Origin of the sequence: Paraburkholderia aromaticivorans (assembly GCF_002278075.1) — a bacterium.
Lineage (GTDB): Bacteria > Pseudomonadota > Gammaproteobacteria > Burkholderiales > Burkholderiaceae > Paraburkholderia > Paraburkholderia aromaticivorans.
The window spans coordinates 2250802-2275723 of sequence record NZ_CP022989.1; the positions used below are offsets into that span (position 1 = coordinate 2250802).

Sequence of the window (24922 nt, forward strand, 5' to 3'; positions counted from 1 at the left end):
CAGAATCAAACGGCCAGGATCAGAAAGATAGCCGGCCGCTTGTGCAAATCGATCGCGGGTTTTTTCTTCCAGTCAGCCACGGTGCGGCTCGCGATGGTCTCCGTCTCCAGCGTCAGATCGACCGCCACGCAAACGAGCGTGGAGGGCGCGCACGTCGCCAGTAACGTGTCGAGCAGCGCGCGATTCCGGTAAGGCGTCTCGATAAAGATCTGCGTCTGTTTGCCTTTGCGCGACTGTTGCTCGAGCTCTCGCAGACGCTTGGCCCGCTCCGTGGCATCGACCGGCAAGTAGCCGTGGAACGCAAAACTCTGGCCGTTGAGCCCGGAAGCCATCAAGGCCAGCAGAATCGAACTGGGCCCGACAAACGGCACGACCTTCACGCCGCGCTCGTGCGCGCGGCGCACCAGCAGGGCGCCTGGGTCGGCGACCGCCGGGCAGCCCGCTTCGGATACCAGGCCCGCGTCGGTGCCGGCGAGAAGCGGCGCGAGCAGCTTGTCGATCTCGCCGGCCGGCGTATTGACGTTCAATTCGCGGATCTCGATTTCCTGGATCGGCCGTTCCGTGCCGACCTTCTTCAGAAACGCGCGCGTGGTTTTTGCGTTCTCGCCGATGTAATAGTGTAGTGATGCCGCGCGGGTGCGCACCGGCGCCGGCAGCACTGCGTCGAGCGCCTCGGCGTCGCCTTCGCCGAGCGTGTTCGGAATCAGATAGAGCGTGCCGGTCATCGCGCCCCCAAAAGTGGATAACCCGCTGCGAGCAGCATGCGCGACAGCGCGATCAATGGCAGGCCGACTAGCGCGGTGGGATCGTCGGAGTGAATGGCATCGAGCAGGACGATGCCGAGTCCTTCGGATTTGGCGCTCCCCGCGACGTCATAGGGCGTTTCGGTCAGCAAATAGGCCTCGAGCGCGGCATCCGGCAGATCGCGGAATTGCACGCGGGTAATCACGTCGACGGCTTGCGCCGTCCCGGAGCGGCTGTCGAACAGGGACAGCGCACTATGGAACTGGACTTCCCGGCCGCGCATCGCTTGCAGTTGCGCCAGCGCGTTGGCGTGGGTGCCGGGCTTGCCGATCTGCAGGCCGTCATAGGTGGCGACCTGGTCGGAACCGATCACGAGCGCGGCTTCGCCGGTGCGGAGCTCACCGGCTACCGCGCGGGCTTTGGCTTGCGCGAGCCGCAGCGCGGTGATTTCGGGTGTCTCGCCGGCAAGCGGCGTCTCGTCGATCGCGGGCACGATGACATCGAACGGCACCCGCAGGCGTTCGAGCAGTTCGCGGCGGTAAGGCGAACTCGACGCCAGAATCAGGCGTGGCGGGCGATTCAGGGAATCTGGCATGGACAATCAGCGGCTAGAGAGGCGGAACGTACGGCGCCGCGCGAAGTTCGCGCGCGTACGGGCTTAAGTGTTTGACTCGAAAAGACAAAACGGATATGATTTTGGGCTTTTCATCGGTATGCTTGCGCTAGGCGGGTCTCGGTGTGTGTGAGGCGTGTAAGCACGTGTAAGCGCGTCGCGCAACGGGCGGGTCTCGCAGGTCGTCTCGCAACCAGTTTGTCCCCGCGGTTTGTATTGCGCGGTTTATACCCCGGCGAAACCCTTGCCGAAGCAGGAGCGCACATGACTCAACATCCTGGCAACCCTGCAGGTCTGTCCGACCCGCACGATATCGATCTGTTCGAATTTGCGCGGAGTGGGCGTCAGGCCGCGGGTGTCGTGCGCGTCTCGCAACTGCCGCGCATGTTAAACGAAGTCCCGGCAGAAGCGCCAGACCGCGATACCGCGTTCACCTGGCAAGCCGAAGGGTCGACGCAGCCGGAATTGCAGGATGACGGCACCGAGGGTCCCCAGCCTTATTTGAGGATGGCGATTCACGGCGCTGCATGGCTCGAGTGTCAGCGGTGCATGACGCCGTACTTGCAGGCATTCAACGTCGATGCAACTTACCGGATCGTCAACACTGAGGCGGAAGCCGAAGAGTTTCCGCTCGACGAGGATGAAGTCGAAGTGATCGTGGGCTCGAACCATTTCGATCTCGTCGACTTGATCGAAGAAGAGTTGCTGCTTTCCTTGCCGCTCGTGCCCAAGCATGAGGTCTGCCCCGAAGTGCACGAGAGCCTCGTCTCCGGGGTGACCGGTGCCGAAGGCGAGGGCGACGAGGGCGCACCGGACGAAGCTGAAGAGGGTGGTGAGCCCGAGCGGCCCAGTCCGTTCGCGGCGCTCCAGAGTCTCAAGCGCGGTGAGCCGGGCGACAAGAAGCACTGAACAGTTGCATGGGAGCGCGATGCGGGCGCATTGGCCATTCGGCCAGTGGCGGAGACCGGATCGGGCTGTGTTAGAATTCGGAAAATTTTTAGGAGTTAGTCATGGCAGTTCAACAAAATAAGAAGTCGCCGTCGAAGCGCGGCATGCACCGTTCGCACGATTTTCTGACGGCAGCGCCGCTGGCCGTGGAGCCGAGCACGGGCGAAGTGCATCTGCGTCACCACGTTAGCCCGAACGGCTACTATCGCGGCAAGAAAGTTGTCAAGACGAAGAACGATTAATCGTTTCGCTGCGCGTTTCTCTGCGTGCCGCCACTTGGCGTTTCGCGTGGCGATCGGCTCGCTTGACATTTTCCCGGCTCGGCAAAAAGGCGGCATTCAATTGCCGCTTTTTTGTGTCGATCGCAATTGGCGCTTCGGCGCCTGCTGCGGTTGCATGCAGGGTGCCTGAAATTCGTCGCACTCCATGACAGTAAAGCTCACGATAGATTGCATGGGAGGCGACCACGGCCCGTCCGTGACCGTTCCCGCTGCCGTCAACTTCGTTCGTTCGCATCCCGATGCGCAGTTGCTGCTCGTCGGCATTGAAAGTGCGATTCGTGCGCAGCTGAAGAAGTTGAAGGCTCTGGACCTGCCGGCGCTGACCGTCGTATCCGCTTCCGAGATCGTCGCCATGGACGATCCGGTCGAAGTCGCGCTGCGCAAGAAAAAAGATTCCTCCATGCGCGTGGCGCTGAACCGCGTCAAGGAAGGCGAGGCGCAAGCCTGCATTTCCGCCGGCAACACCGGCGCGCTGATGGCGGTCTCGCGCTATGTGCTGAAAACGCTGTCGGGCATTGAACGCCCGGCTATCGCGTCGGCACTGCCCAATCCCAATGGCTACACGATGATGCTCGACCTGGGCGCCAACGTCGACTGCGAACCTCAGCATCTACTGCAGTTCGCGGAGATGGGGCACGCGCTCGTGTCGGCGCTCGAGGGTAAGGAGCGGCCCACCATCGGCCTGCTCAATATCGGCGAAGAAGTCATCAAGGGCAACGACACCATCAAACGTGCCGGCGAATTGCTGCGCGCGAGTACACTTAACTTTCACGGTAACGTTGAAGGCAACGATATCTTCAAAGGCACGGTCGACGTCATCGTCTGCGACGGTTTTGTCGGCAATGTCGCGCTGAAGACGTCTGAGGGCCTCGCGCAGATGCTGTCCAACATCATCAAGGAAGAGTTCGGCCGTTCGTGGCTGACCAAGGTGATGGCGGTGCTCGCATTGCCGGTATTGATGCGCTTCAAGAAACGCGTCGATCATCGGCAATACAATGGTGCCGCGTTGCTCGGCCTGCGCGGGCTGGTGATCAAAAGCCACGGTTCGGCGGATGCCTACGGGTTTGAGTGGGCTATCAAACGCGGGTATGATGCCGTCAAAAACGGCGTGCTGGAACGCCTTGCGCGCGCAATGGAAGAGAACGCGGGTTCTCTGGAACAGGCGGCGCGCGACGCGAGCGGTGCGGGCCACGCAAGCCCGATCGCAGGCCAGCCAGCCGAGCCCTACGCTGCGCAATCCTCGAAGGCATAATGGCTCAATCGACAATTTACTCCCGCGTGCTGGGCACCGGCAGCTACCTGCCGCCCAACCGCGTCACCAATCAGGATCTGACCGAACGTCTCGCCGAGCAAGGTGTCGAGACGAGCGACGAGTGGATCGTGGCCCGCACGGGCATTCATGCGCGCCATTTCGCGGACCCTGATGTCACGACCAGCGATCTGGCGTTCATTGCTTCGCAACGCGCGATCGAAGCGGCAGATATCGACCCGCAGTCCATCGATCTGATCATCGTCGCAACCTCCACGCCGGACTTCGTGTTTCCGAGCACGGCGTGCCTGTTGCAAAACAAGCTCGGCATCAAGAACCACGGCGCGGCCTTCGACGTTCAGGCCGTCTGTTCCGGTTTTGCTTATGCGGTGGCGACGGCGGACAGCTTCATTCGCAGCGGTCAGCACCGTACGGCGCTTGTGATCGGCGCGGAAACTTTCTCGCGCATTCTCGATTTCAAAGACCGCACCACGTGCGTACTGTTCGGCGACGGCGCGGGCGCGGTGATCCTGCAGGCGTCGGAAGAGCCTGGCGTGCTGGCGAGCGCGCTGCACGCGGACGGCAGCCATTCGAACATTCTCTGCACGCCGGGCAACGTGAACGGCGGTGTCGTGGCCGGCAGTGCGTTCCTGCATATGGATGGGCAGGCCGTGTTCAAGCTCGCCGTCAACGTGCTCGAAAAAGTCGCGGTCGAAGCGCTCGAGAAGGCCAATCTGTCGGCTGAGCAGATCGACTGGCTGATTCCGCATCAGGCGAATATCCGCATCATGCAAAGCACCTGCCGCAAGCTCGGCTTGCCGCAGGAACGCATGGTCGTCACAGTGGGCGAGCACGGCAATACGTCGGCTGCGTCCATTCCGCTCGCATTCGACGTCGCAGTGCGCGACGGCCGCATCAAGCGCGGTCAGAACGTGCTGATCGAAGGCGTCGGCGGCGGCTTCACGTGGGGCGCGTCGGTCATCCGCTACTGATAGCGGCGACGTGATGGCGAGCGCTCTTCGCGGCGCTCGGCTACGTTTGAGCGCGCTCGCCGTTAACCGGGCGCGCCACCCACATCTGACAACATCGATTTTGGGGACGATATGAAATTTGCGTTCGTTTTTCCCGGCCAGGGTTCGCAGTCGGTCGGCATGCTCAACGCGTTTGCCGATCACGCGGTCGTGCGTGAGACGATCCAGGAAGCCTCCGATGCGCTCAACCAGGATCTCGGCAAGCTGATTGCCGAAGGCCCCGCCGAAGATCTGAACCTCACCACCAACACGCAGCCGGTCATGCTGACCGCCTCTTACGCGATGTATCGCGCGTGGTTGCAGGCCGGCGGTCCGAAACCGGCGATTCTCGCTGGCCATAGCCTGGGTGAATACACCGCGCTGGTCGCGGCGGGCGCAATCGCGTTTCGCGATGCCGTGCCGCTCGTACGCTTTCGCGCGCAAGCCATGCAAACGGCGGTGCCGGTCGGTGAAGGCGGCATGGCCGCGATTCTCGGTCTCGACGACGACACGGTGCGCGCGGTGTGCGCCGAAGCATCGGTTGCGGGCGTTGTCGAAGCGGTCAATTTCAATGCGCCGGCGCAGGTCGTGATCGCGGGCCACAAGGCCGCGGTGGAAAAGGCCTGCGAAGTCGCAAAGGCGAAGGGCGCCAAGCGCGCGCTGCCGCTGCCGGTTTCGGCGCCGTTCCACTCGTCGCTGCTCAAGCCCGCGTCGGACCAATTGCGCGAGTATCTGGCGAGCGTCGACGTGCAGGTGCCGGCCATTCCGGTCGTCAACAACGTCGACGTCGCGGTGGTCAACGAACCGGCTGGCATCAAGGATGCGCTGGTGCGCCAGGCGGCCGGCGCGGTGCGGTGGGTCGAGGGCGTTCAGGCAATGTCGGCCCAAGGCGTCACCCACGTGATCGAATGCGGTCCGGGCAAGGTCCTTGCGGGACTGACCAAGCGTATCGACGGCAATCTGGTCGGCGCGTCGATTTTCGATCCGGCTTCGCTCGAAGAGACGCTCAACCTGGTGACGGCAGGCTGAGCAAAGCGGGTGCGTGACTGACAGCACGCGCCGCGCACTGGCATCAGTACATCGCATCACGAATCAATCAGCCCTCCGAAGGGCATCCGGACTGACAAGATGGAAAAGACTCTCGATAAACAGATCGCAATCGTGACCGGCGCTTCGCGTGGCATCGGCCGTGCAATCGCGATGGAACTGGCGCGCCAGGGCGCGACGGTGATCGGCACGGCGACCAGCGAAAGCGGCGCGGCCGCGATCAGCGAAGCGCTGAGTGCGGCCGGCGTGAACGGCCGTGGCGCGGTGCTCAACGTGAACGACGCGGCGGCGGCGGAAGCGCTGATCGACGGCACGGTGAAGGAATTCGGCGCGCTGAATGTGCTGGTGAACAACGCCGGCATCACGCAGGATCAACTCGCCATGCGCATGAAGGACGACGACTGGGACGCGGTGATCGACACCAACCTCAAGTCGGTGTTCCGTCTGTCGCGCGCTGTGCTGCGGCCCATGATGAAGGCGAAGGGCGGCCGCATCATCAACATCACGTCGGTGGTCGGCTCGGCCGGCAACCCGGGGCAAGTCAACTACGCCGCCGCGAAAGCGGGTGTGGCGGGCATGACGCGCGCGCTGGCACGCGAGATCGGCAGTCGCGGCATCACGGTGAATTGCGTCGCGCCCGGCTTCATCGATACCGACATGACCAAGACCTTGCCGGAAGACCAGCAAACGGCGCTGAAGACGCAGATTCCGCTAGGGCGCCTCGGCAGTCCGGAAGATATCGCGCACGCCGTGGCGTTTCTGGCGTCCCCGCAAGCCGGGTATATCACCGGCACGACATTGCATGTGAACGGCGGGATGTACATGTCGTAACCAAATTCGGTTACTATCCGCGCCTTGATGCGTTTGTAAATGTGTCAGGCGCATGCCTTGACAGCAACCCGATGCGCCGCTTTTTTGCCGGGTCAAACCTGATAAAATGCGCGCACCTGTATTTTTGAACTTCTTTTCCCTTGGAGGGGTAATGGACAATATCGAACAGCGCGTCAAGAAGATCGTCGCAGAACAACTGGGCGTTGCAGAAGCTGAGATCAAGAACGAAGCTTCGTTCGTGAACGACCTCGGCGCCGACTCGCTCGACACCGTTGAACTCGTGATGGCCCTCGAAGACGAGTTCGGCATGGAAATTCCGGATGAAGAAGCCGAGAAGATCACCACCGTTCAGCAAGCAATCGACTACGCTCGCGCGAACGTCAAGGCCTAAGGTCATTCGCGCCTGCGTTTCTGCGTTGGCGGCGTATGACACCCTGCCGTGTCGGTTGCCGACGCCAGCAGGGTTGGCGCTTTTTGCCGCGCGTTTTGCCACGCAGGAGCCAGCGATGTTGAAAGCGCAACTTTTCGCGCGATTGCCGACTTTCAAGAAAACGCCGGGCCGCCCCGCGTTTTCCGCCCCGCAGGAAGTACCCTTTGGGGATTGCTCCCGTCGGGGGGGCCTGGTGCGAAGCACCGGGTGTGTGGGCGCCTAACAGCCACGGGGCACACAGGGCAGGTTCCTGAGGCCGCTGTGGCTTTTGTTTTTGTCATCTATGAAAAAGGGGTTACCGTGAGCCGCCGTCGTGTTGTTGTTACAGGCCTGGGGCTGATTTCGCCTGTTGGCAATAATGTTGCCGACGGCTGGGCCAATCTGGTCGCTGGCAAGTCGGGTATTGCCAATATCACGAAGTTCGATGCGTCGAACTTTTCGACTCGTTTCGCCGGCGAGGTGAAGGGCTTCAATATCGAGGACTACATCCCCGGTAAGGAAGCGCGCCACATGGATACGTTCATCCATTACGGCGTGGCTGCAGGCATCCAGGCGATGCAGGACAGCGGCCTCGAAGTCACCGACGAGAATTCGGAGCGTATCGGTGTCGTGGTCGGTTCGGGCATCGGCGGCTTGCCGATGATCGAAGTGACGCAAACCGAACTGCTCAATCGCGGCCCACGCCGTATTTCGCCGTTCTTCGTGCCGGCGTCGATCATCAATATGATTTCCGGTCATCTGTCGATCAAGTTCGGCATCAAGGGACCGAATCTGGCGATCGTCACCGCCTGTACCACGGGCCTGCACTGTATCGGCGAGGCTTCGCGCCTGATCGAATACGGTGACGCCGACGTAATGATCGCGGGCGGCGCGGAATCGACCGTGTCGCCGTTGGGCGTCGGCGGCTTTGCGGCGGCGCGTGCGCTGTCGCAACGCAATGACGATCCGGCCACGGCGAGCCGTCCGTGGGACAAGGATCGCGACGGTTTTGTGCTGGGCGAGGGCGCCGGCGTCATGGTGCTCGAGGAATACGAGCACGCGAAGGCGCGTGGCGCGAAGATTTACGCCGAAGTCAGCGGCTACGGGATGAGCGGCGACGCCTATCACATGACCGCGCCGCTGGAAGACGGCGACGGCGCGCGCCGCTGCATGCTGGCCGCCTTGAAGAACGCGGGCATCAACACGGATCAGGTGAATTACCTGAACGCGCACGGCACGTCCACGCCGCTCGGCGACCTGGCTGAAACCACCGGCATCAAGCGCGCTTTCGGCGACCACGCCAAAGACATGGTCGTGAACTCGACCAAGTCGATGACGGGGCACCTGCTGGGCGGCGCCGGCGGTCTGGAGTCGGTGTTCACCGTGCTGGCCGTGCATCATCAAGTGTCGCCGCCGACGATCAACATCTTCAACCAGGATCCGGCCTGCGATCTGGACTACTGCGCCAACACCGCGCGGGAAATGAAGATCGACGTGGCGCTGAAGAACTCGTTCGGGTTCGGCGGCACGAACGGCACGCTGGTTTTCAAGCGCGCCTGATCGCCTGATAGTTGGTGGCGCGCCAGTCGACGGCGCCGGTTTTGCCGGCGCTTTCCCCTGAATCTGCAACCCTCGACGGAGCGCCGCAGCGAATTGCGCTGCGGCGCTCCGTTGCTATATGGGCTGCGCTGGCCGTTTTCGTCCTGACGGCGACGTCGGCCGTTTTTGCTTGCCTCGCGTCGCATTTGGGCGCCTCGCAGGCGGTTCCGTTGACGCTCGTTATATGGGCATGGCTCACGCTTTGTGCACTGAGATATGAGCGCGCGCGGCCGGTCGCGCTGAAAATCGGGGCGCACGGGTTGTCCCTATGGGGCCGGACAGGCGCGCTGCTGGCGCAAGGGCGCATTACCGGCTGTTCGCAGTGGAGCGGCCGCTTGCTGATTCTGGCGCTGCGGCCGGAACAGGGCCGCTCGCGGACCTTGCTGCTGGCCGCCGACGCGCTCCCGGCGCCCGTCTTCCGGGAACTGGCCGTGCTGGGCCGGCGTGGCGCCGGCGCCTGACTGTAACGACTGTAACCGCTGTTACCGGCGTAACGTGCCTAGTTGATGGGGACGCTACAATGGTGCCCCGCCATGCGCCCTATAGTTAACGGATTTATCAGGTGAGCGAAAAAGAAATTGATCAGGTGCTGGTCGAACGCGTCCAGAAGGGCGACAAGGCCGCGTTCGAGCTTCTGGTCTCCAAATACCACCGCAAGATTCTCCGGCTGATCTCGCGCCTCGTGCGCGACCCCGCCGAGGTGGAAGACGTCGCTCAGGACGCTTTTATCAAGGCGTACCGGGCGTTGCCGCAGTTTCGCGGGGAATCGGCCTTTTATACGTGGTTGTACCGGATTGCCGTCAACACGGCAAAGAACTACCTTGCGACCCAGGGACGGCGCGCGCCGACCTCGACCGAAGCAGATGCTGAAGAAGCTGAAACTTTCTCGGACGCGGACCAACTAAGGGATATCAACACGCCTGAGTCGATGTTGATGAGCAAGCAGATCGCTGAGACGGTCAATGCTGCGATGGCGGTTTTACCGGAAGAGCTGCGCACCGCCATTACTCTTCGTGAAATTGAAGGTTTGAGCTACGAGGAAATCGCTGAGATGATGGGTTGCCCAATCGGCACGGTCAGATCACGAATTTTCCGCGCTCGCGAAGCCATTGCGGCAAAATTGCGTCCGTTGCTTGACACACCTGAAGGCAAGCGCTGGTAAACCACCAGGCGGCCGGGCGGGGCGCGGGTGCAATATCTGGATTAGTGGTGTCACTACGGGGTATTTGTAAGATGGGGAGCATCATGGGGTCGGTCTCGATGCAATCGCAAGCCAGCTCGCGCGGCGAGCGTCTGTCCGCTTTTGTCGATGGTGAGCTGGTCGGCGAAGAGCATCTGAATCTGGACACGTTTATTTCCGGGCTGAATGGCGAGGATCGCGCCGCCTGGTCGAGCTATCACCTGATCGGCGACGCTTTGCGTTCTGACGATCTGGCGGTCAGCCCGGCGGCGAGCAGCGCGTTCCTGAGCGGTTTTGCCGCGCGCCTGGACAACGAGCCGCATGTGCTGGCGCCCGCCGCCATGCCGGTTGCGCGCCGGTTGCTGGCGCTGCGCCGCCGTGTTGTGCCGGCCTTTGCGGTCGCGGCCGCTGCCGCCACGCTCACGTGGATCGTCGTGCCGCAGCTGCAAGGCGTGCCGGGCGACCCGGGCATGGCGCAACTCGCCTCGGTCCAGTCGCATGGTGATGCGCTGCAACGCGTGGCCATGGCTTCGGTGCCGGCGGCTACGGTTCAGCCAGTCGCGCAAGACGCCAACATCATTCGTGACGCGAGTCTCGATCAGTATCTGGAAGCTCACCAGCAATTCGCGCAACAACCGGTCATGCCGGGCTCGATGCCGCTGATTCGTGCTGCCGCTGTTTCTACGCAAGGCCAATAGTTTGATGCAGATTCCGCGGTTGAATAAAACGACTATCTGGGGGCGGCTGCCGGCATTTCTGTTCTGCGCAGCCGTATTGTTGTCCGCTACACCGCGGGTCTTTGCACAAACCGACGATCCGCTCGTGGCCCGTCGCACGGCTGCGGATCTTCTCGATCGCATCCATCAGGCCGCGCAGCAGCAAAATTACGAGGGCGCGTTCGTCTACCAGCGCGGCAATTTCGTTCAAACGTCGCGGATCGCGCACTACGCGACCCGTACGGATGGCGAGTTCGAGCAGCTCGAAAGCCTCGACGGCAAGCCGCGCAAAATGCTGCGTCATAACGAAGAGCTCTACACGTTCGTGCCGGAGCGGCATCTGTGCGTCGTCGAGAAGCGTCAGAACAAGGACTCGTTCCCGGCGCTGCTTGCCGTCAGCGGCGAGCAGGTGCTGTCGGTCTACGAACCCAAGCTGCTCGGCGACGACCGTGTCGCCGGTGTCGATAGCCAGGTGATCGAACTCGATCCGAAAGACGCCTATCGCTTTGCGTACAAGCTGTGGGCAGACAAGAAAACCGGTCTCCTGCTGCGTGCCCAGACGCTCGACCCGAATGGCCAGGTGCTCGAGCAATTGTCGTTTTCGCAAATTCGGATCGGCGTGCCGGTCGACAAGGCCGGCATCGTCACCGGTATTCGTAATATGGCGGGTTGGACCGTGGTGCACCCGCCGGTCGAGCCTGTGGACATGGCTGCGCAAGGCTGGCAGATCGCGCCGACAGTGCCCGGCTTCCGCAAGATCCGTGAACTGCGCCGTCCCATGGCTGCGCGCGACGCGGGCCAGCCGACCATTCCGGTCGATCAGGCGGTGTTCTCCGATGGCCTCGCGGCCATTTCGGTGTTTGTCGAACCGGTGGAAAACAACACGCGCAAGGAAGGCGCGGGCAGCAGCGGCGCCACGCACGTGCTCGTCAAGCGTCGCGGTGACTTCTGGATTACTCTTCTTGGTGAAGTGCCCCAGACCACATTGCAGCAATTTGCGTCTGCCATAGAATACAAAGCTCCCAAGTAATCCTCCGAATCCTGAATCCCTCGGCTTGCTACGATATGACGACTTTCTCGGTGCGCAAATTCCTCGCGGCCGCGGTGGTAGCGGCGTGTTTGCCGCTCCTGCCGCATACGGCGTCGGCGGCTCCCGCCGTCAATCTGCCGGACTTCACTGACCTCGTCGACAAGGTCGGCCCGGCGGTCGTCAACATTCGCACGACCACACGCGTGTCGAGCAGCGGCGCCCGCAGCGGGTTGCCGCCGGGCATGGACGACGGCGACATGTCGGAGTTTTTCCGGCGCTTCTTCGGCATTCCGTTGCCGCAGTCCCCGCAATCGCCGGGTTCGCCGCGCGGCGGCGACAACGGCGGCAGTGGCGGTAGCGGCGGCAGCCAGGACTCGCCGGATAGCAGCGATCCGGAACAGAACAGCGGCGTGGGCTCGGGCTTTATCCTGTCGGCGGACGGTTACGTGATGACCAACGCGCACGTCATCGACGACGCGGACACAATTTACGTCACGCTCACCGACAAGCGCGAATTCAAGGCGAAGCTGATCGGTGTCGACGATCGTACCGACGTCGCGGTCGTCAAGATCAACGCGGCCAATCTGCCGACCATTACCATCGGCGACTCGAACAAGGTTCGCGTCGGTGAATGGGTGGTCGCGATCGGCTCGCCGTTCGGTCTCGAGAATACGGTGACGGCCGGTATCGTCAGCGCCAAGGGGCGCGACACGGGCGACTATCTGCCGTTCATCCAGACCGACGTGGCGGTCAATCCGGGTAACTCGGGCGGTCCGCTCATCAATATGCAAGGCGAGGTGATCGGCATCAACTCGCAGATCTACAGCCGCACCGGCGGTTTCATGGGCATTTCGTTCGCGATTCCGATCGACGAGGCGATGCGCGTGGCCGATCAGTTGAAGGCGTCGGGCAAGGTCGTGCGGGGCAGGATCGCGGTGGCGATCGGCGAAGTGACCAAAGACGTGGCCGATTCGCTCGGCCTGCCGAAGGCGCAGGGCGCGCTGGTCAGCAGCGTCGAACCGGGCGGTCCGGCGGATAAGGCCGGCGTGCAGCCGGGCGACATCATCCTGAAGTTCAACGGCCATTCGGTCGACACGGCAACCGACCTGCCGCGCATGGTCGGCGACACGAAGCCGGGCACGAGGTCGACGATCACGATCTGGCGCAAGGGCCAGACACGTGATCTGCCGGTGACGATCGCCGAGATGCAGCCGGACAAGACGGCCAAGGCGGACCAGAAGAAGCCGCAGCCGCCGAAGCAGCGTGCCACGAACGCGCTGGGCCTCGCCGTCAGCGACATCCCCCCCGACCAGTTGAAGGCGCTGAAGCTGCATAACGGTGTGCAGGTCGACGCCGCGGACGGTCCCGCAGCGCGCGTCGGCTTGCAAAAGGGTGACATCATCCTGCGGGTAGGCGATACGGACATCACGAGCGCGAAGCAGTTCGACGACGTGAGTTCGCGCCTCGATTCGCAGAAGATGGTCGCGTTGCTGGTTCGCCGCGGCGAGAACACGCAGTTCGTGCCGATCCGCCCGCGCAGCGCGCAGAAATGACGAAAGCGGTGCTGCTCACGCTCTACGGGCGCGCGTGGTGCCATCTTTGCGACGACATGCGTGCCGCGCTCGAGCCCTTGCTGGCCGAGTTCGGCGCGCAGGTCGAGGTGATCGACGTCGACGCCGATCCCTCGCTGGAAGCCCGTTACAACGAGCTGGTACCGGTTCTGGTCTGTGACGGCGTCGAACTGTGTCACTATCACCTCGACGTAGCGCGGGTTCGTGCCGCGCTCGCCACGCGGGATCGCGGCGCACACCTGAACCTGTACCGGGGTTCGAACGCAGCATAAGCGTCGCGCTGTCCACTCCGGGTTTCACACCTCACCTCTGGATCAGCGTTGGCGTTTTAGCGGTTACGTGCGCCAATGCGCCTGTTGCAGTCCCATGCAAGATGGCTGCTGAGCCGTCTTTTCCGCCCGGGCTTCGCAAGATGCCCGGGCGATAGCCTTTTCGGCTAAAATAGATAGGTTTTTCACCTACTTACAAGGCGTGCTCCGCTATTGTCCGAGCGCGCCTTTTTCGCTTGATCGGCACTGAATGGATCATATTCGTAACTTCTCGATCATTGCGCACATCGACCATGGCAAGTCGACGCTCGCCGATCGCATCATCCAGATCTGCGGCGGCCTGTCCGACCGCGAGATGGAATCCCAAGTGCTCGATTCGATGGATCTCGAACGCGAGCGCGGCATCACCATCAAGGCACAAACCGCCGCACTGACGTACAAAGCCCGTGACGGGCAGGTCTACAACCTGAACATGATCGACACGCCGGGCCACGTCGACTTCTCGTACGAAGTCAGCCGCTCGCTGTCCGCCTGCGAAGGCGCGCTGCTGGTCGTCGACGCGAGCCAGGGCGTGGAAGCGCAAACCGTGGCGAACTGCTACACGGCAATCGAGCTCGGCGTCGACGTGATTCCGGTGCTCAACAAGATCGATCTGCCGGCGGCGAACCCTGAAAACGCGATCGCCGAAATCGAAGACGTGATCGGCATCGACGCGACCGACGCCACGCATTGCAGCGCGAAGACGGGCCTCGGCGTCGAAGACGTGCTCGAAGCATTGATCGCCAAAGTGCCGCCGCCCAAGGGCGATCCGCAAGCGCCGCTGCAGGCGCTGATCATCGACTCGTGGTTCGACAACTACGTCGGCGTCGTGATGCTGGTGCGTATCGTCAACGGCACGCTGCGTCCCAAGGACAAGATCCGCATGATGGCGACCGGCGCGCAGTATCCGGTCGAGCATATCGGCGTGTTTACGCCGAAGTCGAAGAATCTCGAATCGCTGTCGGCCGGGCAGGTGGGCTTCATCATCGCCGGCATCAAGGAATTGGCCGCGGCGAAGGTGGGCGACACGGTCACGCTGGTGAACCGTCCGGCCGCCGAGCCGCTGCCGGGTTTCAAGGAAGTGAAGCCGCAGGTGTTCGCCGGGCTGTATCCGGTCGAAGCGAACCAGTACGACGCGCTGCGTGATTCGCTGGAAAAGCTGAAACTGAACGATGCCTCGCTGATGTACGAGCCGGAAGTGTCGCAGGCGCTCGGCTTCGGTTTCCGCTGTGGCTTCCTGGGTCTGCTGCACATGGAGATCGTGCAGGAACGTCTCGAGCGCGAGTTCGACATGGACCTGATCACCACGGCGCCGACCGTGGTGTACGAGGTCCTGCAGCGTGACGGCACGACCATCATGGTCGAGAACCCGGCCAAGATGCCGGAACCGTCGAAGATCGAAGAAGTGCGCGAGCCGATCGTCACCGTGAATCTGTACATGCCGCAAGACTACGTCGGCTCGGTGATCACGCTGTGCACGCAAAAGCGCGGCACGCAGATCAACATGCAGTATCACGGCCGTCAGGTGCAGTTGACCTACGAAATCCCGATGGGCGAAGTCGTGCTCGATTTCTTCGATCGCCTGAAGTCGATCTCGCGCGGCTATGCGTCGATGGATTACGAGTTCAAGGAATATCGCGCGGCAGACGTGGTGAAGGTCGACATGCTGATCAACGGTGACAAGGTCGACGCGTTGTCGGTCATCGTCCATCGTTCGCAAAGCCAGTATCGCGGCCGCGAAGTCGCGGCGAAAATGCGCGAACTAATTCCGCGCCAGATGTACGACGTGGCGATTCAGGCCACCATCGGCGCGAATATTATTGCGCGCGAAAACATTAAAGCGTTGCGTAAGAACGTGCTGGCAAAATGCTACGGCGGCGACATTTCTCGTAAGAAGAAGCTGCTGGAAAAGCAAAAGGCAGGCAAGAAGCGAATGAAGCAGGTGGGATCGGTCGAGATTCCGCAAGAGGCTTTCCTCGCCATTCTGCGTGTCGAAGACAAATAAGACGAACAACGGAACCCTATGAATTTTGCGCTGATTCTTTTTGTGCTCGTCATTTTGACGGGCGTCGCATGGGTCGCAGACAAACTGGTTTTCATGCCGCAACGGCGGCGCGCGGCGGAGGCCGCGGTCGCCGAGTTCGACCGCCAGCAGGCACGCGTGGGCGAGCGTTTCGCCGACGAAAACGCGGCGCAAACGCGTGCGCGCCTGCGTGACGACAAGCTGCGCCAACCGTGGTGGCTCGAGTATTCGGCCAGCTTTTTCCCGGTGATTCTGGTGGTGTTCGTGGTGCGCTCGTTCGTGGTCGAGCCGTTCAAGATTCCTTCGGGTTCGATGGTGCCGACGCTGCTGGTCGGCGACTTCATCCTCGTGAATAAATTCGACTACGGCATCCGTCTGCCGATCACCAACACGAAAATCACCGCAGGCCGTCCGCTGCAACGTGGCGACGTGGTGGTGTTCCGTTACCCGAAAGACGAATCGGTCGACTACATCAAGCGCGTGATCGGCTTGCCTGGCGACACCGTCGCGTATCAGGACAAGCAGCTCACGATCAACGGCAAGCCGGTGCCGGAAACGCCGCTGCCTGATTACCTCGACGACGAACGCATGGGCTACGCGAAGCAATTCGAGGAAAATCTCGACGGCCGCAAGAATGCGATTCTGAACAATCCCGCTGTGCCGCCGTTCATCGTCGGCGCGGAAGATTATCCGTATCGCGACAACTGCACGTACAACGCGCGCGGTGTGATCTGCAAAGTGCCGCCGGGCAATTACTTCATGATGGGCGACAACCGTGATAACAGCGCGGATAGCCGCTATTGGGGTTTTGCGCCGGACAACAATATCGTCGGCCGCGCGTTTTTTATCTGGATGAACTTCAGCAATCTGAAACGCATCGGCTCATTCAACTGAGTTCGCGTGCGTCGTTTGCACGACACGCCGCGGGGTTGGCCTGTGCAAGGCCATGCGACTCGCGGCGTGTTATCACGCTACTTTAAGATCCTGCGGTAACGTCGCTTCACCACGCTTTTTCCGCTGGCTGTCCCGCGTTTTCGCCGGGTCAGGCGCCCGCGTTATACTCTGCCCATGCCCCTATCTCCGTTGGAAAGCCGTCTGCGCTACGAATTTCGCAATGCGGAATTGTTGCGCCAGGCTTTAACGCACCGCAGTCATAGCTCCACGCATAACGAACGGCTCGAGTTTCTCGGCGACTCCGTTCTCAATTGCGCGGTGGCTGCGCTTTTGTTCCAACGTTTCGGCAAACTGGACGAAGGCGACCTGTCGCGCGTCCGTGCCAATCTGGTCAAACAGCAGTCGCTTTACGAAATCGCTCAGGCCCTCAATATCTCCGAAGGCCTGCGGCTAGGCGAAGGCGAATTGCGCAGCGGTGGCTTTCGCCGGCCCTCGATCCTCGCTGACACGCTCGAAGCCGTGCTGGGCGCAGTGTTCCTCGACGGTGGCTTCGAGGCCGCCCAGACGGTCATCAAGCGTCTTTACGTGCCGATTCTCGATCACATCGACCCGCGCACGCTCGGCAAAGATGCCAAGACGCTGCTGCAGGAATATCTGCAAGGCCACAAGATCGCGCTGCCGACCTATACGGTCGTCGCCACGCATGGTGCGGCGCACAATCAGCAATTCGAAGTCGAATGCACGGTGCCGAAGCTGGATGTGAAAGTTTCCGGTTCCGGCGCAAGCCGGCGCGCGGCGGAGCAGGCGGCGGCCAAGAAAGCGCTCGACGAGGTGATGGCAGCGGCGCCCGCCATGGTCGCCAAACCCAAGCGCTCGAAAAGCGCTCGTGCGGCAAAGCACGTCGAACCGGAGATCGTACCCGGCGTGACCGGCGTGCAAGCCGCGCTGGATTTGCGCAGTCCGGATCGCAAGAGCGAGCGTGCAGCGGGTCGCGGTGAAGGCCGGACGGCGGCCACGGCGGACTCCGCCACTGAGCGGTCCGCGCCGGGCGTTGTCGCCGCGCCGCTGGCGGTAATTCGCGCCGCGCATGTGGAGTACAGCGGACAAGATAAAGCCGAGCGCGCGGAAAAGGCTGAGAAGGCAGAAAAGTCGGCCGCCCACGCGGGCCACGCGGGCGACCGTCCCGCGGACAAAGCAGCGGCGGAGAAATCCGCCGAAAAGCCCGCCGAAAAGCCCGCCGAAAAGCCAGATACAAAGTCCGTGGAAGCAAAATCCGCCGAAGCCAAACCGGACGCCGCCGCCGCGCGCGGCGTCGACAAACTTCGCAACCGCGAGGCCGCACCCGGCACCGCAGCACCGACCGAACACGAACCCGGCGTAGCCGACGCGGTGCAAACGCGCGTCGCCGACGCGGGCCATTGATTGCCATCGGCGCGCCTATCGCGCGTGTCGATCCGAACTTGCCGTAGCCCGAATATGAACGCTCCCACTCCCACTGGTTTTCGCTGCGGCATGGTCGCGATCGTCGGCCGCCCCAACGTCGGCAAGTCCACGCTGATGAACGCGCTGGTCGGCCAGAAAGTCAGTATCACGTCGCGCAAGGCGCAGACTACGCGCCACCGCATCACGGGCATTCACACGCTCGAAGACGCGCAATACATTTTCGTCGACACGCCGGGTTTTCAGACCAAGCATAGCGGCGCGCTGAACCGTTCCCTCAATCGCGCGGTCACGTCCACGCTGACTTCGGTCGATGCGATCCTGTTCGTGATCGAAGCGGGCCGTTTCGGCCCGGACGATCAGAAAGTGCTCGACCTGATTCCGCCGTCGGTGCCCGCGCTGCTGATCGCGAACAAGCTCGATCGCGTGTCGGATAAGGACTCGCTGTTCCCGTTCATGCAGCAGGTCAGCGGGCTGCACAAGTTCGCCGAGATCGTGCCGCTGTCGGCGAAAAATACCGACGACATCAAGCGTCTGATGGCGACCGTCAAGCCGTTCCTGCCGGAAGGCGCGCCGATCTACGGCGAAGACGACCTGACCGATCGCAGCGAGCGTTTCCTCGCCGCGGAAATCCTGCGCGAGAAAGTGTTCCGCTGGACCGGTGACGAACTGCCGTACACGAGCACGGTGCTGATCGACAAGTTCGAAACCGAAGGGCGACTGCGCCGTATCTTCGCGACCATCATGGTCGACCGCGATACGCACAAGGCAATGATCATCGGCCAGAAGGGCGCCAAGCTGAAGCAGATCAGCACCGAAGCGCGCCACGACATGGAAAAGCTGTTCGACGGTCCGGTGTATCTGGAAACCTTCATCAAGGTGAAGAGCGGCTGGGCCGACAACGAAGCCGGACTTCGTGCGTATGGGTACGAATGACGCGTGGATGACGCTGAATTCCGACGCTGACCCGGACGACCCGGAGCCGGCCGCGCCGGCACGCGAGCCGTCCAAACCCGCTCGTAGCAACCGAAAATCTTCCAGCAAGACCACGCCGGGCGCCGAGGGCGAGCCGCAGAAGTCGCCGGCCCGCGCACCGTCCCGCCGGGCGCCACGCACCTCCGCGTCCGACTATCGGATCGCGGAGCAACCCGCTTTCGTTCTCCACAGCTATCCGTATCGCGAGACCAGTCTGATCATCGACGTGCTCTCGCGCGATCACGGCCGTCTTGCGCTCGTCGCGAAGGGCGCGAAGCGTCCGCATTCGGCGCTGCGCGGTGTGTTGCAGACGTTTCAGCCGCTCGCGCTGTCATGGTCGGGAAAATCCGAAGTGCGCACGCTGACCGGTGCCGAGTGGGTCGGCGGCATGTTGCCGCTGGCTGGCGACGCGCTGCTGTGCGGCTTCTACGTCAACGAACTGCTGGTCAAGTTCTGCGCGCGCGAAGACCCGCATCCGCAACTGTTCCATCACTACGTCGTCACGATGACGCGTCTCGCGCACGACGAGCCACCCGTGCAGGTGTTGCGTTCATTCGAGCGCGTGCTGCTGCGCGAAACCGGCTATGCGATGGCGCTGGATCGCACCGTCGCGCGCAAAGCGGTGCGCGCCGACGGCCGCTATGTGTTCGACCCGGAGCGCGGCGTGCGCGAGGCTTCCGACGATCTGCCCGCGCAATGGCCGGTGATCGCCGGTCAGACCTTGCTCGACATGGAGCAGGACGATTACCATCGAGCGCAGACCGTGGCGCAAAGCAAGACGCTGATGCGCTTTCTGCTCAACACTTACCTTGGCGGCACGCCGCTCGCGACGCGCCAGATCCTGATCGACTTGCAGAACTTATGAGCTTCTTTCTTACGTCGCCGAATGTGATTGACCTGGGCGTGAACATCGATCACGTCGCCACGCTGCGCAACGCGCGCGGCACTTCCTACCCCGATCCGATCCGCGCCGCGCTGATGGCCGAAGAGGCCGGCGCGGACGTCATCACGCTGCACCTGCGTGAAGACCGCCGTCATATCGTCGATGCCGACGTGCGCAAGCTGCGCCCGCTCCTGAAGACGCGCATGAATCTCGAATGCGCGGTCACACAGGAAATGCTCGACATTGCCTGTGAAGTCCAGCCGCACGACGTTTGCCTCGTGCCGGAAAAGCGCCAGGAGCTGACCACGGAGGGCGGCCTCGACGTCGCCGGCCAGTTCGAAACCGTGCGCGCCGCCTGCAGGCAACTCGCTGCAGCGAACTCGCGGGTGTCGCTTTTCATCGATCCGGAAGAAACGCAGATTCGCGCCGCGCACGAAGCCGGCGCGCCGGTGATCGAACTGCACACCGGCCGTTACGCCGAAGCCCACGATCCCGCCGAACAGCAGCGCGAATTCGAGCGCGTGGTGCGCGCCGTCGATTTCGGCGCGACGCTCGGCATCAAGGTCAACGCGGGGCACGGTTTGCACTATACGAACGTCCAGCAGATTGCCGCGATCGAGGGCATCGACGAACTGAATATCGGCCACGCGATCGTCGCGCATGCGATCTTTGCCGGCTGGGACAACGCGGTGCGCGAGATGAAGGCGATCATGGTCGCCGCGCGTCTCGGCGCGCGCTCCTGATAACCTGAGGCGGCGGCTCGCGCATGACGATCTATGGCATCGGTACCGACATCGTTCAGGTGAGCCGCGTGGCCGCGGTCATGACACGCACCCATGGCCGTTTCGCCGAAAAGGTGCTCGGCCCCGACGAACTGCGCGTCTATCATGCGCGGCACGCCCGCTCGGCGGCGCGCGGGCTCGCCTTTCTCGCCACCCGGTTCTCGGCGAAAGAAGCGTTTTCGAAAGCGATCGGCCTCGGCATGCGCTGGCCGATGACGTGGCGCGCGCTGCAAACGCTCAACAAGCCGAGCGGCGAACCGATGGTGGTCGCCTCCGGCGAGCTGGCCGAATGGCTCGACGCACGCGGCATCACGGCGCGCGTCACGATCAGCGACGAGCGTGATTATGCGGTGTCGTTCGTGATCGCGGAAACCGCGCAGACGCGGCCCGCCGCGGCGCTTGGCGCCGCCGAATAGAAAATATTCCGGGCGCGGCGCACGCCGGCCGCGTCTTCCTTTGCTTCAGGCTTTTTCCAGCGGAAATCGATGAAAACCAAACCCGGACCCGTGATGCTCGACGTGGTCGGCAAAACGCTGAACGACGACGACAAGCGCCGCCTTGCGCATCCCATGACCGGCGGTGTGATCCTGTTCGCGCGCCACTATGAGAGCCGCGCGCAGCTGATCGCGCTGACCGATTCGATCCGCGCGATCCGCGAGGATCTGCTGATCGCCGTCGATCACGAAGGCGGCCGCGTGCAGCGCTTTCGCACCGACGGCTTCACGGTGCTGCCGGCCATGGGCAAGCTCGGCGCGTTGTGGGACAGCGATGTATTGCACGCCACCAAAGTGACGACCGCTGTCGGCTATATCCTCGCGACGGAGTTGCGCGCGTGCGGTATCGACATGAGCTTCACGCCGGTGCTCGACCTGAACTACGGACAATCGCAGGTGATCGGCGACCGTTCGTTCCACCGCGATCCGCGCGTGGTGACCTTGCTGGCGAAGAGCCTGAATCACGGGCTCGCGCTGGCGGGCATGAGCAATTGCGGCAAGCACTTTCCGGGGCATGGCTTCGCGCAGGCGGATTCGCACGTCGCCATGCCGGTCGACGACCGTTCGCTCGACGAAATCCTGCATGACGACGCGGCGCCTTATGACTGGCTCGGTTTGTCGCTGGGGTCGGTCATTCCCGCGCACGTGGTCTATCCGAAAATCGATGCGAAGCCGGCGGGTTTCTCGCGCGTCTGGCTGCAGGACGTTCTGCGCAACAAGCTGCGCTTCGAAGGCGCGATTTTCAGCGACGACCTTTCCATGGAAGCCGCGCGCCAGGGCGGCACGCTGACCGAGGGCGCCACCGCCGCGCTGCAGGCCGGCTGCGACATGGTGCTGATCTGCAATCAGCCAGACGAGGCGGAGAAGGTGCTGGATGCGCTGCGCTTCACGCCGTCGAAGGAATCGCAGCGGCGGCTCAAGCGCATGCGCCCGCGCGGCAAGGCCTTGAAGTGGAGCAAGCTGGTCGCCGAGCCGCAGTATCTGCAGGCGCAGGCATTGTTGCGTAGCGCGTTCGCCTGAGTGGCGTGAGCGGCGGATAAGCGGGCAGGAAAACGGCACCTCGAAGGTGCCGTTTTTTCAACTGAAGCGAATCTCGAACGTCGGGACGCCGGGCGGCGCTCAGTTCAAGCGCATGCGTTGCAGCTTGTTGTACAACGTCTTCGGACTGATGCCGAGGAGCGACGCCGCCCGGTGACGTGTACCGCCCACCGCGTCGAGCGTGGCGCGAATCAGCATTTCCTCCACGTCCGCGAGCGGTGTGCCCACCGTCACCTGCACCCGGCTGCCGTTCAGATCGCGCCCATTGGCCGAGCCCGCCTCATCGGCGCGCAACGACTCCAGCACGTCGCCGGACGCGTGATACGCGCGCCGCACGCGGTCTTGCAACTCGCGCACATTGCCCGGCCATTCGTAGGCGAGACACTCGCGCAGAAAGTTCGGTCCGATCTGCTTGGTGGCTCCCGGCGTGCCGCCCGCTGCCCCTTCGTGGTTCAGATCGTCGACAACCGCCTGGGCGATCAGCGCCGGATCTTCGCCACGCTCGCGCAGCGGCGGCAGCGTCACGGCGGCCGCTTCGAGGCGCAGCGCCAGATCTGCGTGCAGGCTGCCGTCGGCCACCGCCGCGCGCGGAGCCTTGCGCGTGGAGGCGATCAGCCGGAAATCCGTCACGACCTGATTGGTCCCGCCCACGCGCATGAAGGTCTGCGAATCGAGCGCACGCAACAGCGCTTCCTGCTGGTCGCGCGGCAATTCGGCAATTTCGTCGATGAACAGCGTGCCGCCGCTCGCCTGCTCGAACAGGCCCGGTTCGCGCTGCTCGGCGCCGCTGAACGCACCGCGTTCGTGGCCGAACAGCAGGCTGTCGAGCGAGCGCGGCGCGCCCGCGCTGCCAGCGCTGCGGCAATCCAGCGTGACGAACGGGCCTTTACGGCGCCGGCTCATATCGTGGATAGTGCGCGCGGCCGTCTGCTTGCCGGTGCCGACTTCGCCGGAAATCAGCACGGCGGCTTCAGTCGGCGCAACGTGCTCGATCGTGTCGTACACGTGCTGAATCGCGCTGCTCCGGCCGAGCATCGAACCGAAGCGGCCTAGCCGGCGCAGCGACGCGCGCAGTGTCTGCACTTCTTCCGTCAGTTCGTACGGACGCGGGATGCGCGCGAGCAGACTGCGTAAGCGCGGAATGTTGACCGGTTTCAGCAAGTAGTCCCAGATGCCGTGCCGCAATCCCTCGATTGCGCTTTCCACCGTCGCATTGCCGGTCATCACGATCACGGGCAGGGCGCCGCCAGGCGGATGGGCGGGCAGATGCTGCAGCACATCGAGCCCGCTGCCGTCCGGCAGATTCAGGTCGACCAGCACGACGTCGGGAATGAAGCGTGTCAACGCGGCCCGGGCCTCCGCAATGGTGGTCGCGGTGTCGACGGAGAAGCCGTCGGCGGCGAGGATGGCGGACAGGCCCGACAGGCTATTAGGATCATCTTCAACAATCAGGGCGTGTGGCATGGCGAGCGCAATTTTTTAGATGGATGAACAGCCCGCTGCGCCGGTACATCGGCGCGCGGTACGGGGCGCGAAGCAGGCCGGTACGGTCGAAAGCAGTGCCGCATGCCCGCGCCACGCCTGTGCGGGGCGAGAGCGGCGGCCGGACCCGGCTGGCTTTGCGGCGTGTGGGACTTCAGGCAGGCGCGCGGCAATCCGATTCGGGTACTGCTCGACCTGTGCGTTAGCACACTGTGAAGCCCATCCTGACGTGTTGTAAGTTTGGGCGGCACCTGTATTTCCTTCAGTCGGGCTGTCAGAAATCCCGGTTGCTATCGAAAAAACGGCGCACTTCGAGTTCGGCTTGTTGGCGCGTCTTGCCGTAACGTTCCTGGATCAGACCGACCAGCTTCTCAGCGCGCCCTTCGGCCTTGGTCAATTCGTCATCTGTCAGTTCGCCCCACGCCGTCTTGGCTTTGCCGACCATCTGCTTCCATTTGCCTTCAGCGATGTCGTTATTCATGTGGCATCTCCCGAGTTGAAGAAATTAAAGCCGTTTCTAAAGCCGTTTCGGCCTATGTTCTGAGATAAGCATGAACTGTGCCAACATGATTTGCGTAGATTAATCAATGACTTGCTGGGCTCGGCACGGGAAAATTTGGGATGGCGGTGTGCAATTCCGAGAAGATTGCCGGTAAAGTTTTCCTCAACCATACACGGCAGCAAGAAAAAGAAAAAGCGCCCAATGTGGGCGCTTTTTTTTGCCATTTTTTCTCAGCGCCGCGGTGGCGGCGCTGGATTCAAGCGAGCAGGGCGCTTTAAGCGCGGCTGCGGTACTCGTGCGTACGCGTGTCGATTTCGATCTTGTCGCCGATGTTGCAGAAGAGCGGCACTTGCAGTTCGAAACCGGTGTTCAGCTTGGCGTTCTTCAACACCTTGCCCGACGACGTGTCGCCCTTGACAGCCGGTTCCGTGTAGATGATTTCGCGGACCAGCGTGGTCGGCAGTTCGACCGAGATGGCTTTCTCGTTGTAGAACACGACTTCGCAAGCCATGCCGTCTTCGAGGTAATGAAGGGCGTCGCCCATCATTTCGCTTTCGACTTCGAACTGGTTGTAGTCGGCGTCCATGAACACGTACATCGGGTCAGCGAAGTACGAGTACGTGACTTCCTTGCGCTCCAGCACGACGACGTCGAACTTGTCGTCAGCCTTGTACACGCTTTCCATGCCTGCGCCGGTCAGCAGATTCTTGAATTTCATCTTGACGACGGCGGAGTTGCGGCCCGATTTGTTGTATTCGGCCTTTTGCACAACCATTGCGTCTGCGCCGATCATCACGACGTTACCGGTGCGGAGTTCCTGTGCGGTCTTCATAAAACTGTCCTGTACGAAATAAGTAGCTTCAACTTTTGCTC

Annotated in this window: 28 protein-coding genes; 23 read left to right on the forward strand and 5 right to left on the reverse strand. The window is 62.6% G+C overall.

Going from position 1 to position 24922, the window contains the following annotated elements:
• Positions 1-5: 5 nt before the first annotated feature.
• Together CJU94_RS10350 and CJU94_RS10355 are read right to left on the reverse strand one after the other, a co-directional pair.
• Positions 6-725 (reverse strand): SAM-dependent methyltransferase, encoded by a 720-nt coding sequence (locus CJU94_RS10350; protein ID WP_095418612.1) that lies wholly within the window; start codon positions 723-725, stop codon positions 6-8.
• Complete coding sequence (locus CJU94_RS10355; RefSeq protein ID WP_095418613.1) at positions 722-1339, reverse strand: Maf-like protein; 618 nt, start codon at positions 1337-1339, stop codon at positions 722-724. The genes CJU94_RS10350 and CJU94_RS10355 overlap by 4 nt, the downstream gene beginning before the upstream one ends.
• Positions 1340-1621: 282 nt before the next feature.
• On the opposite strand from CJU94_RS10355, the gene CJU94_RS10360 reads away from it, so the two are divergent.
• The 22 genes from CJU94_RS10360 to nagZ all read left to right on the forward strand — a co-directional run bounded on the left by CJU94_RS10360 (position 1622) and on the right by nagZ (position 22047).
• Positions 1622-2266 carry a DUF177 domain-containing protein gene (locus tag CJU94_RS10360; RefSeq protein ID WP_095418614.1) on the forward strand — a complete coding sequence of 215 codons (645 nt, stop codon included), beginning with the start codon at positions 1622-1624 and terminating at the stop codon, positions 2264-2266.
• A 101-nt stretch (positions 2267-2367) separates the two neighbouring features.
• The gene (rpmF, locus tag CJU94_RS10365; protein ID WP_006051932.1) at positions 2368-2547 is read left to right on the forward strand and encodes a 50S ribosomal protein L32; all 180 of its coding nucleotides are present in this window, start codon (positions 2368-2370) and stop codon (positions 2545-2547) included.
• 184 nt (positions 2548-2731) lie between these two features.
• On the forward strand, positions 2732-3838 hold the full coding sequence (gene plsX, locus CJU94_RS10375; protein WP_095418615.1) for a phosphate acyltransferase PlsX: 1107 nt from the start codon (positions 2732-2734) through the stop codon (positions 3836-3838).
• Positions 3838-4827 (forward strand): beta-ketoacyl-ACP synthase III, encoded by a 990-nt coding sequence (locus tag CJU94_RS10380; RefSeq protein WP_095418616.1) that lies wholly within the window; start codon positions 3838-3840, stop codon positions 4825-4827. The genes plsX and CJU94_RS10380 overlap by 1 nt, the downstream gene beginning before the upstream one ends.
• Before the next feature lie 111 nt (positions 4828-4938).
• Positions 4939-5874 carry an ACP S-malonyltransferase gene (fabD, locus tag CJU94_RS10385; RefSeq protein ID WP_095418617.1) on the forward strand — a complete coding sequence of 312 codons (936 nt, stop codon included), beginning with the start codon at positions 4939-4941 and terminating at the stop codon, positions 5872-5874.
• Between the two features lie 99 nt (positions 5875-5973).
• Complete coding sequence (fabG, locus tag CJU94_RS10390) at positions 5974-6723, forward strand: 3-oxoacyl-ACP reductase FabG (protein ID WP_095418618.1); 750 nt, start codon at positions 5974-5976, stop codon at positions 6721-6723.
• A 151-nt stretch (positions 6724-6874) separates the two neighbouring features.
• A complete protein-coding gene (gene acpP, locus CJU94_RS10395; protein ID WP_004197638.1) occupies positions 6875-7114 on the forward strand; it encodes an acyl carrier protein in 240 nt (79 codons plus the stop codon).
• 339 nt (positions 7115-7453) lie between these two features.
• A complete protein-coding gene (fabF, locus tag CJU94_RS10400) occupies positions 7454-8692 on the forward strand; it encodes a beta-ketoacyl-ACP synthase II (RefSeq protein WP_095420287.1) in 1239 nt (412 codons plus the stop codon).
• Between the two features lie 14 nt (positions 8693-8706).
• Positions 8707-9192, forward strand: coding sequence for a protein YgfX (locus CJU94_RS10405; protein ID WP_341868339.1), 486 nt, complete (start codon positions 8707-8709; stop codon positions 9190-9192).
• Positions 9193-9293: 101 nt separating this feature from the next.
• The gene (gene rpoE / locus CJU94_RS10410; protein ID WP_006051939.1) at positions 9294-9893 is read left to right on the forward strand and encodes an RNA polymerase sigma factor RpoE; all 600 of its coding nucleotides are present in this window, start codon (positions 9294-9296) and stop codon (positions 9891-9893) included.
• Between the two features lie 83 nt (positions 9894-9976).
• Positions 9977-10609, forward strand: coding sequence for a sigma-E factor negative regulatory protein (locus CJU94_RS10415; RefSeq protein WP_095420289.1), 633 nt, complete (start codon positions 9977-9979; stop codon positions 10607-10609).
• A gap of 4 nt (positions 10610-10613) precedes the next feature.
• Positions 10614-11657, forward strand: coding sequence for a MucB/RseB C-terminal domain-containing protein (locus tag CJU94_RS10420; protein WP_095420290.1), 1044 nt, complete (start codon positions 10614-10616; stop codon positions 11655-11657).
• A gap of 35 nt (positions 11658-11692) precedes the next feature.
• Complete coding sequence (locus CJU94_RS10425; RefSeq protein ID WP_095418619.1) at positions 11693-13210, forward strand: DegQ family serine endoprotease; 1518 nt, start codon at positions 11693-11695, stop codon at positions 13208-13210.
• Positions 13207-13500 carry a glutaredoxin family protein gene (locus tag CJU94_RS10430; RefSeq protein ID WP_095418620.1) on the forward strand — a complete coding sequence of 98 codons (294 nt, stop codon included), beginning with the start codon at positions 13207-13209 and terminating at the stop codon, positions 13498-13500. Before CJU94_RS10425 ends, CJU94_RS10430 begins: the two co-directional genes overlap by 4 nt.
• A gap of 247 nt (positions 13501-13747) precedes the next feature.
• On the forward strand, positions 13748-15541 hold the full coding sequence (lepA, locus tag CJU94_RS10435; RefSeq protein WP_095418621.1) for a translation elongation factor 4: 1794 nt from the start codon (positions 13748-13750) through the stop codon (positions 15539-15541).
• Between the two features lie 18 nt (positions 15542-15559).
• Complete coding sequence (lepB, locus tag CJU94_RS10440) at positions 15560-16453, forward strand: signal peptidase I (protein ID WP_095418622.1); 894 nt, start codon at positions 15560-15562, stop codon at positions 16451-16453.
• 174 nt (positions 16454-16627) lie between these two features.
• Positions 16628-17875: a ribonuclease III gene (gene rnc, locus CJU94_RS10445; RefSeq protein ID WP_095418623.1), complete on the forward strand. Its 1248-nt coding sequence runs from the start codon at positions 16628-16630 to the stop codon at positions 17873-17875.
• A 54-nt stretch (positions 17876-17929) separates the two neighbouring features.
• Positions 17930-18829 (forward strand): GTPase Era, encoded by a 900-nt coding sequence (gene era / locus CJU94_RS10450; protein ID WP_095418624.1) that lies wholly within the window; start codon positions 17930-17932, stop codon positions 18827-18829.
• Positions 18816-19733, forward strand: a complete 918-nt coding sequence (recO, locus tag CJU94_RS10455) for a DNA repair protein RecO (RefSeq protein ID WP_095418625.1) — start codon at positions 18816-18818, stop codon at positions 19731-19733. The genes era and recO overlap by 14 nt, the downstream gene beginning before the upstream one ends.
• Positions 19730-20494: a pyridoxine 5'-phosphate synthase gene (gene pdxJ, locus CJU94_RS10460; protein WP_095418626.1), complete on the forward strand. Its 765-nt coding sequence runs from the start codon at positions 19730-19732 to the stop codon at positions 20492-20494. The genes recO and pdxJ overlap by 4 nt, the downstream gene beginning before the upstream one ends.
• A 23-nt stretch (positions 20495-20517) precedes the next feature.
• Positions 20518-20949, forward strand: a complete 432-nt coding sequence (gene acpS / locus CJU94_RS10465; RefSeq protein WP_095418627.1) for a holo-ACP synthase — start codon at positions 20518-20520, stop codon at positions 20947-20949.
• A gap of 69 nt (positions 20950-21018) precedes the next feature.
• Positions 21019-22047, forward strand: coding sequence for a beta-N-acetylhexosaminidase (gene nagZ / locus CJU94_RS10470; RefSeq protein ID WP_095418628.1), 1029 nt, complete (start codon positions 21019-21021; stop codon positions 22045-22047).
• A 99-nt stretch (positions 22048-22146) separates the two neighbouring features.
• Here nagZ and CJU94_RS10475 read toward each other — a convergent pair whose 3' ends face one another.
• A complete protein-coding gene (locus tag CJU94_RS10475) occupies positions 22147-23529 on the reverse strand; it encodes a sigma-54-dependent transcriptional regulator (protein WP_095418629.1) in 1383 nt (460 codons plus the stop codon).
• 102 nt (positions 23530-23631) lie between these two features.
• Between CJU94_RS10475 and CJU94_RS42245 the strand changes: the two genes are divergently transcribed.
• Positions 23632-23763, forward strand: a complete 132-nt coding sequence (locus tag CJU94_RS42245) for a hypothetical protein (protein WP_279636581.1) — start codon at positions 23632-23634, stop codon at positions 23761-23763.
• Between the two features lie 58 nt (positions 23764-23821).
• Here CJU94_RS42245 and CJU94_RS10480 read toward each other — a convergent pair whose 3' ends face one another.
• Positions 23822-24028: a CsbD family protein gene (locus CJU94_RS10480; RefSeq protein WP_095418630.1), complete on the reverse strand. Its 207-nt coding sequence runs from the start codon at positions 24026-24028 to the stop codon at positions 23822-23824.
• A 295-nt stretch (positions 24029-24323) separates the two neighbouring features.
• Positions 24324-24881, reverse strand: coding sequence for an elongation factor P (gene efp, locus CJU94_RS10485; RefSeq protein WP_007180988.1), 558 nt, complete (start codon positions 24879-24881; stop codon positions 24324-24326).
• Positions 24882-24922: the final 41 nt, after the last annotated feature.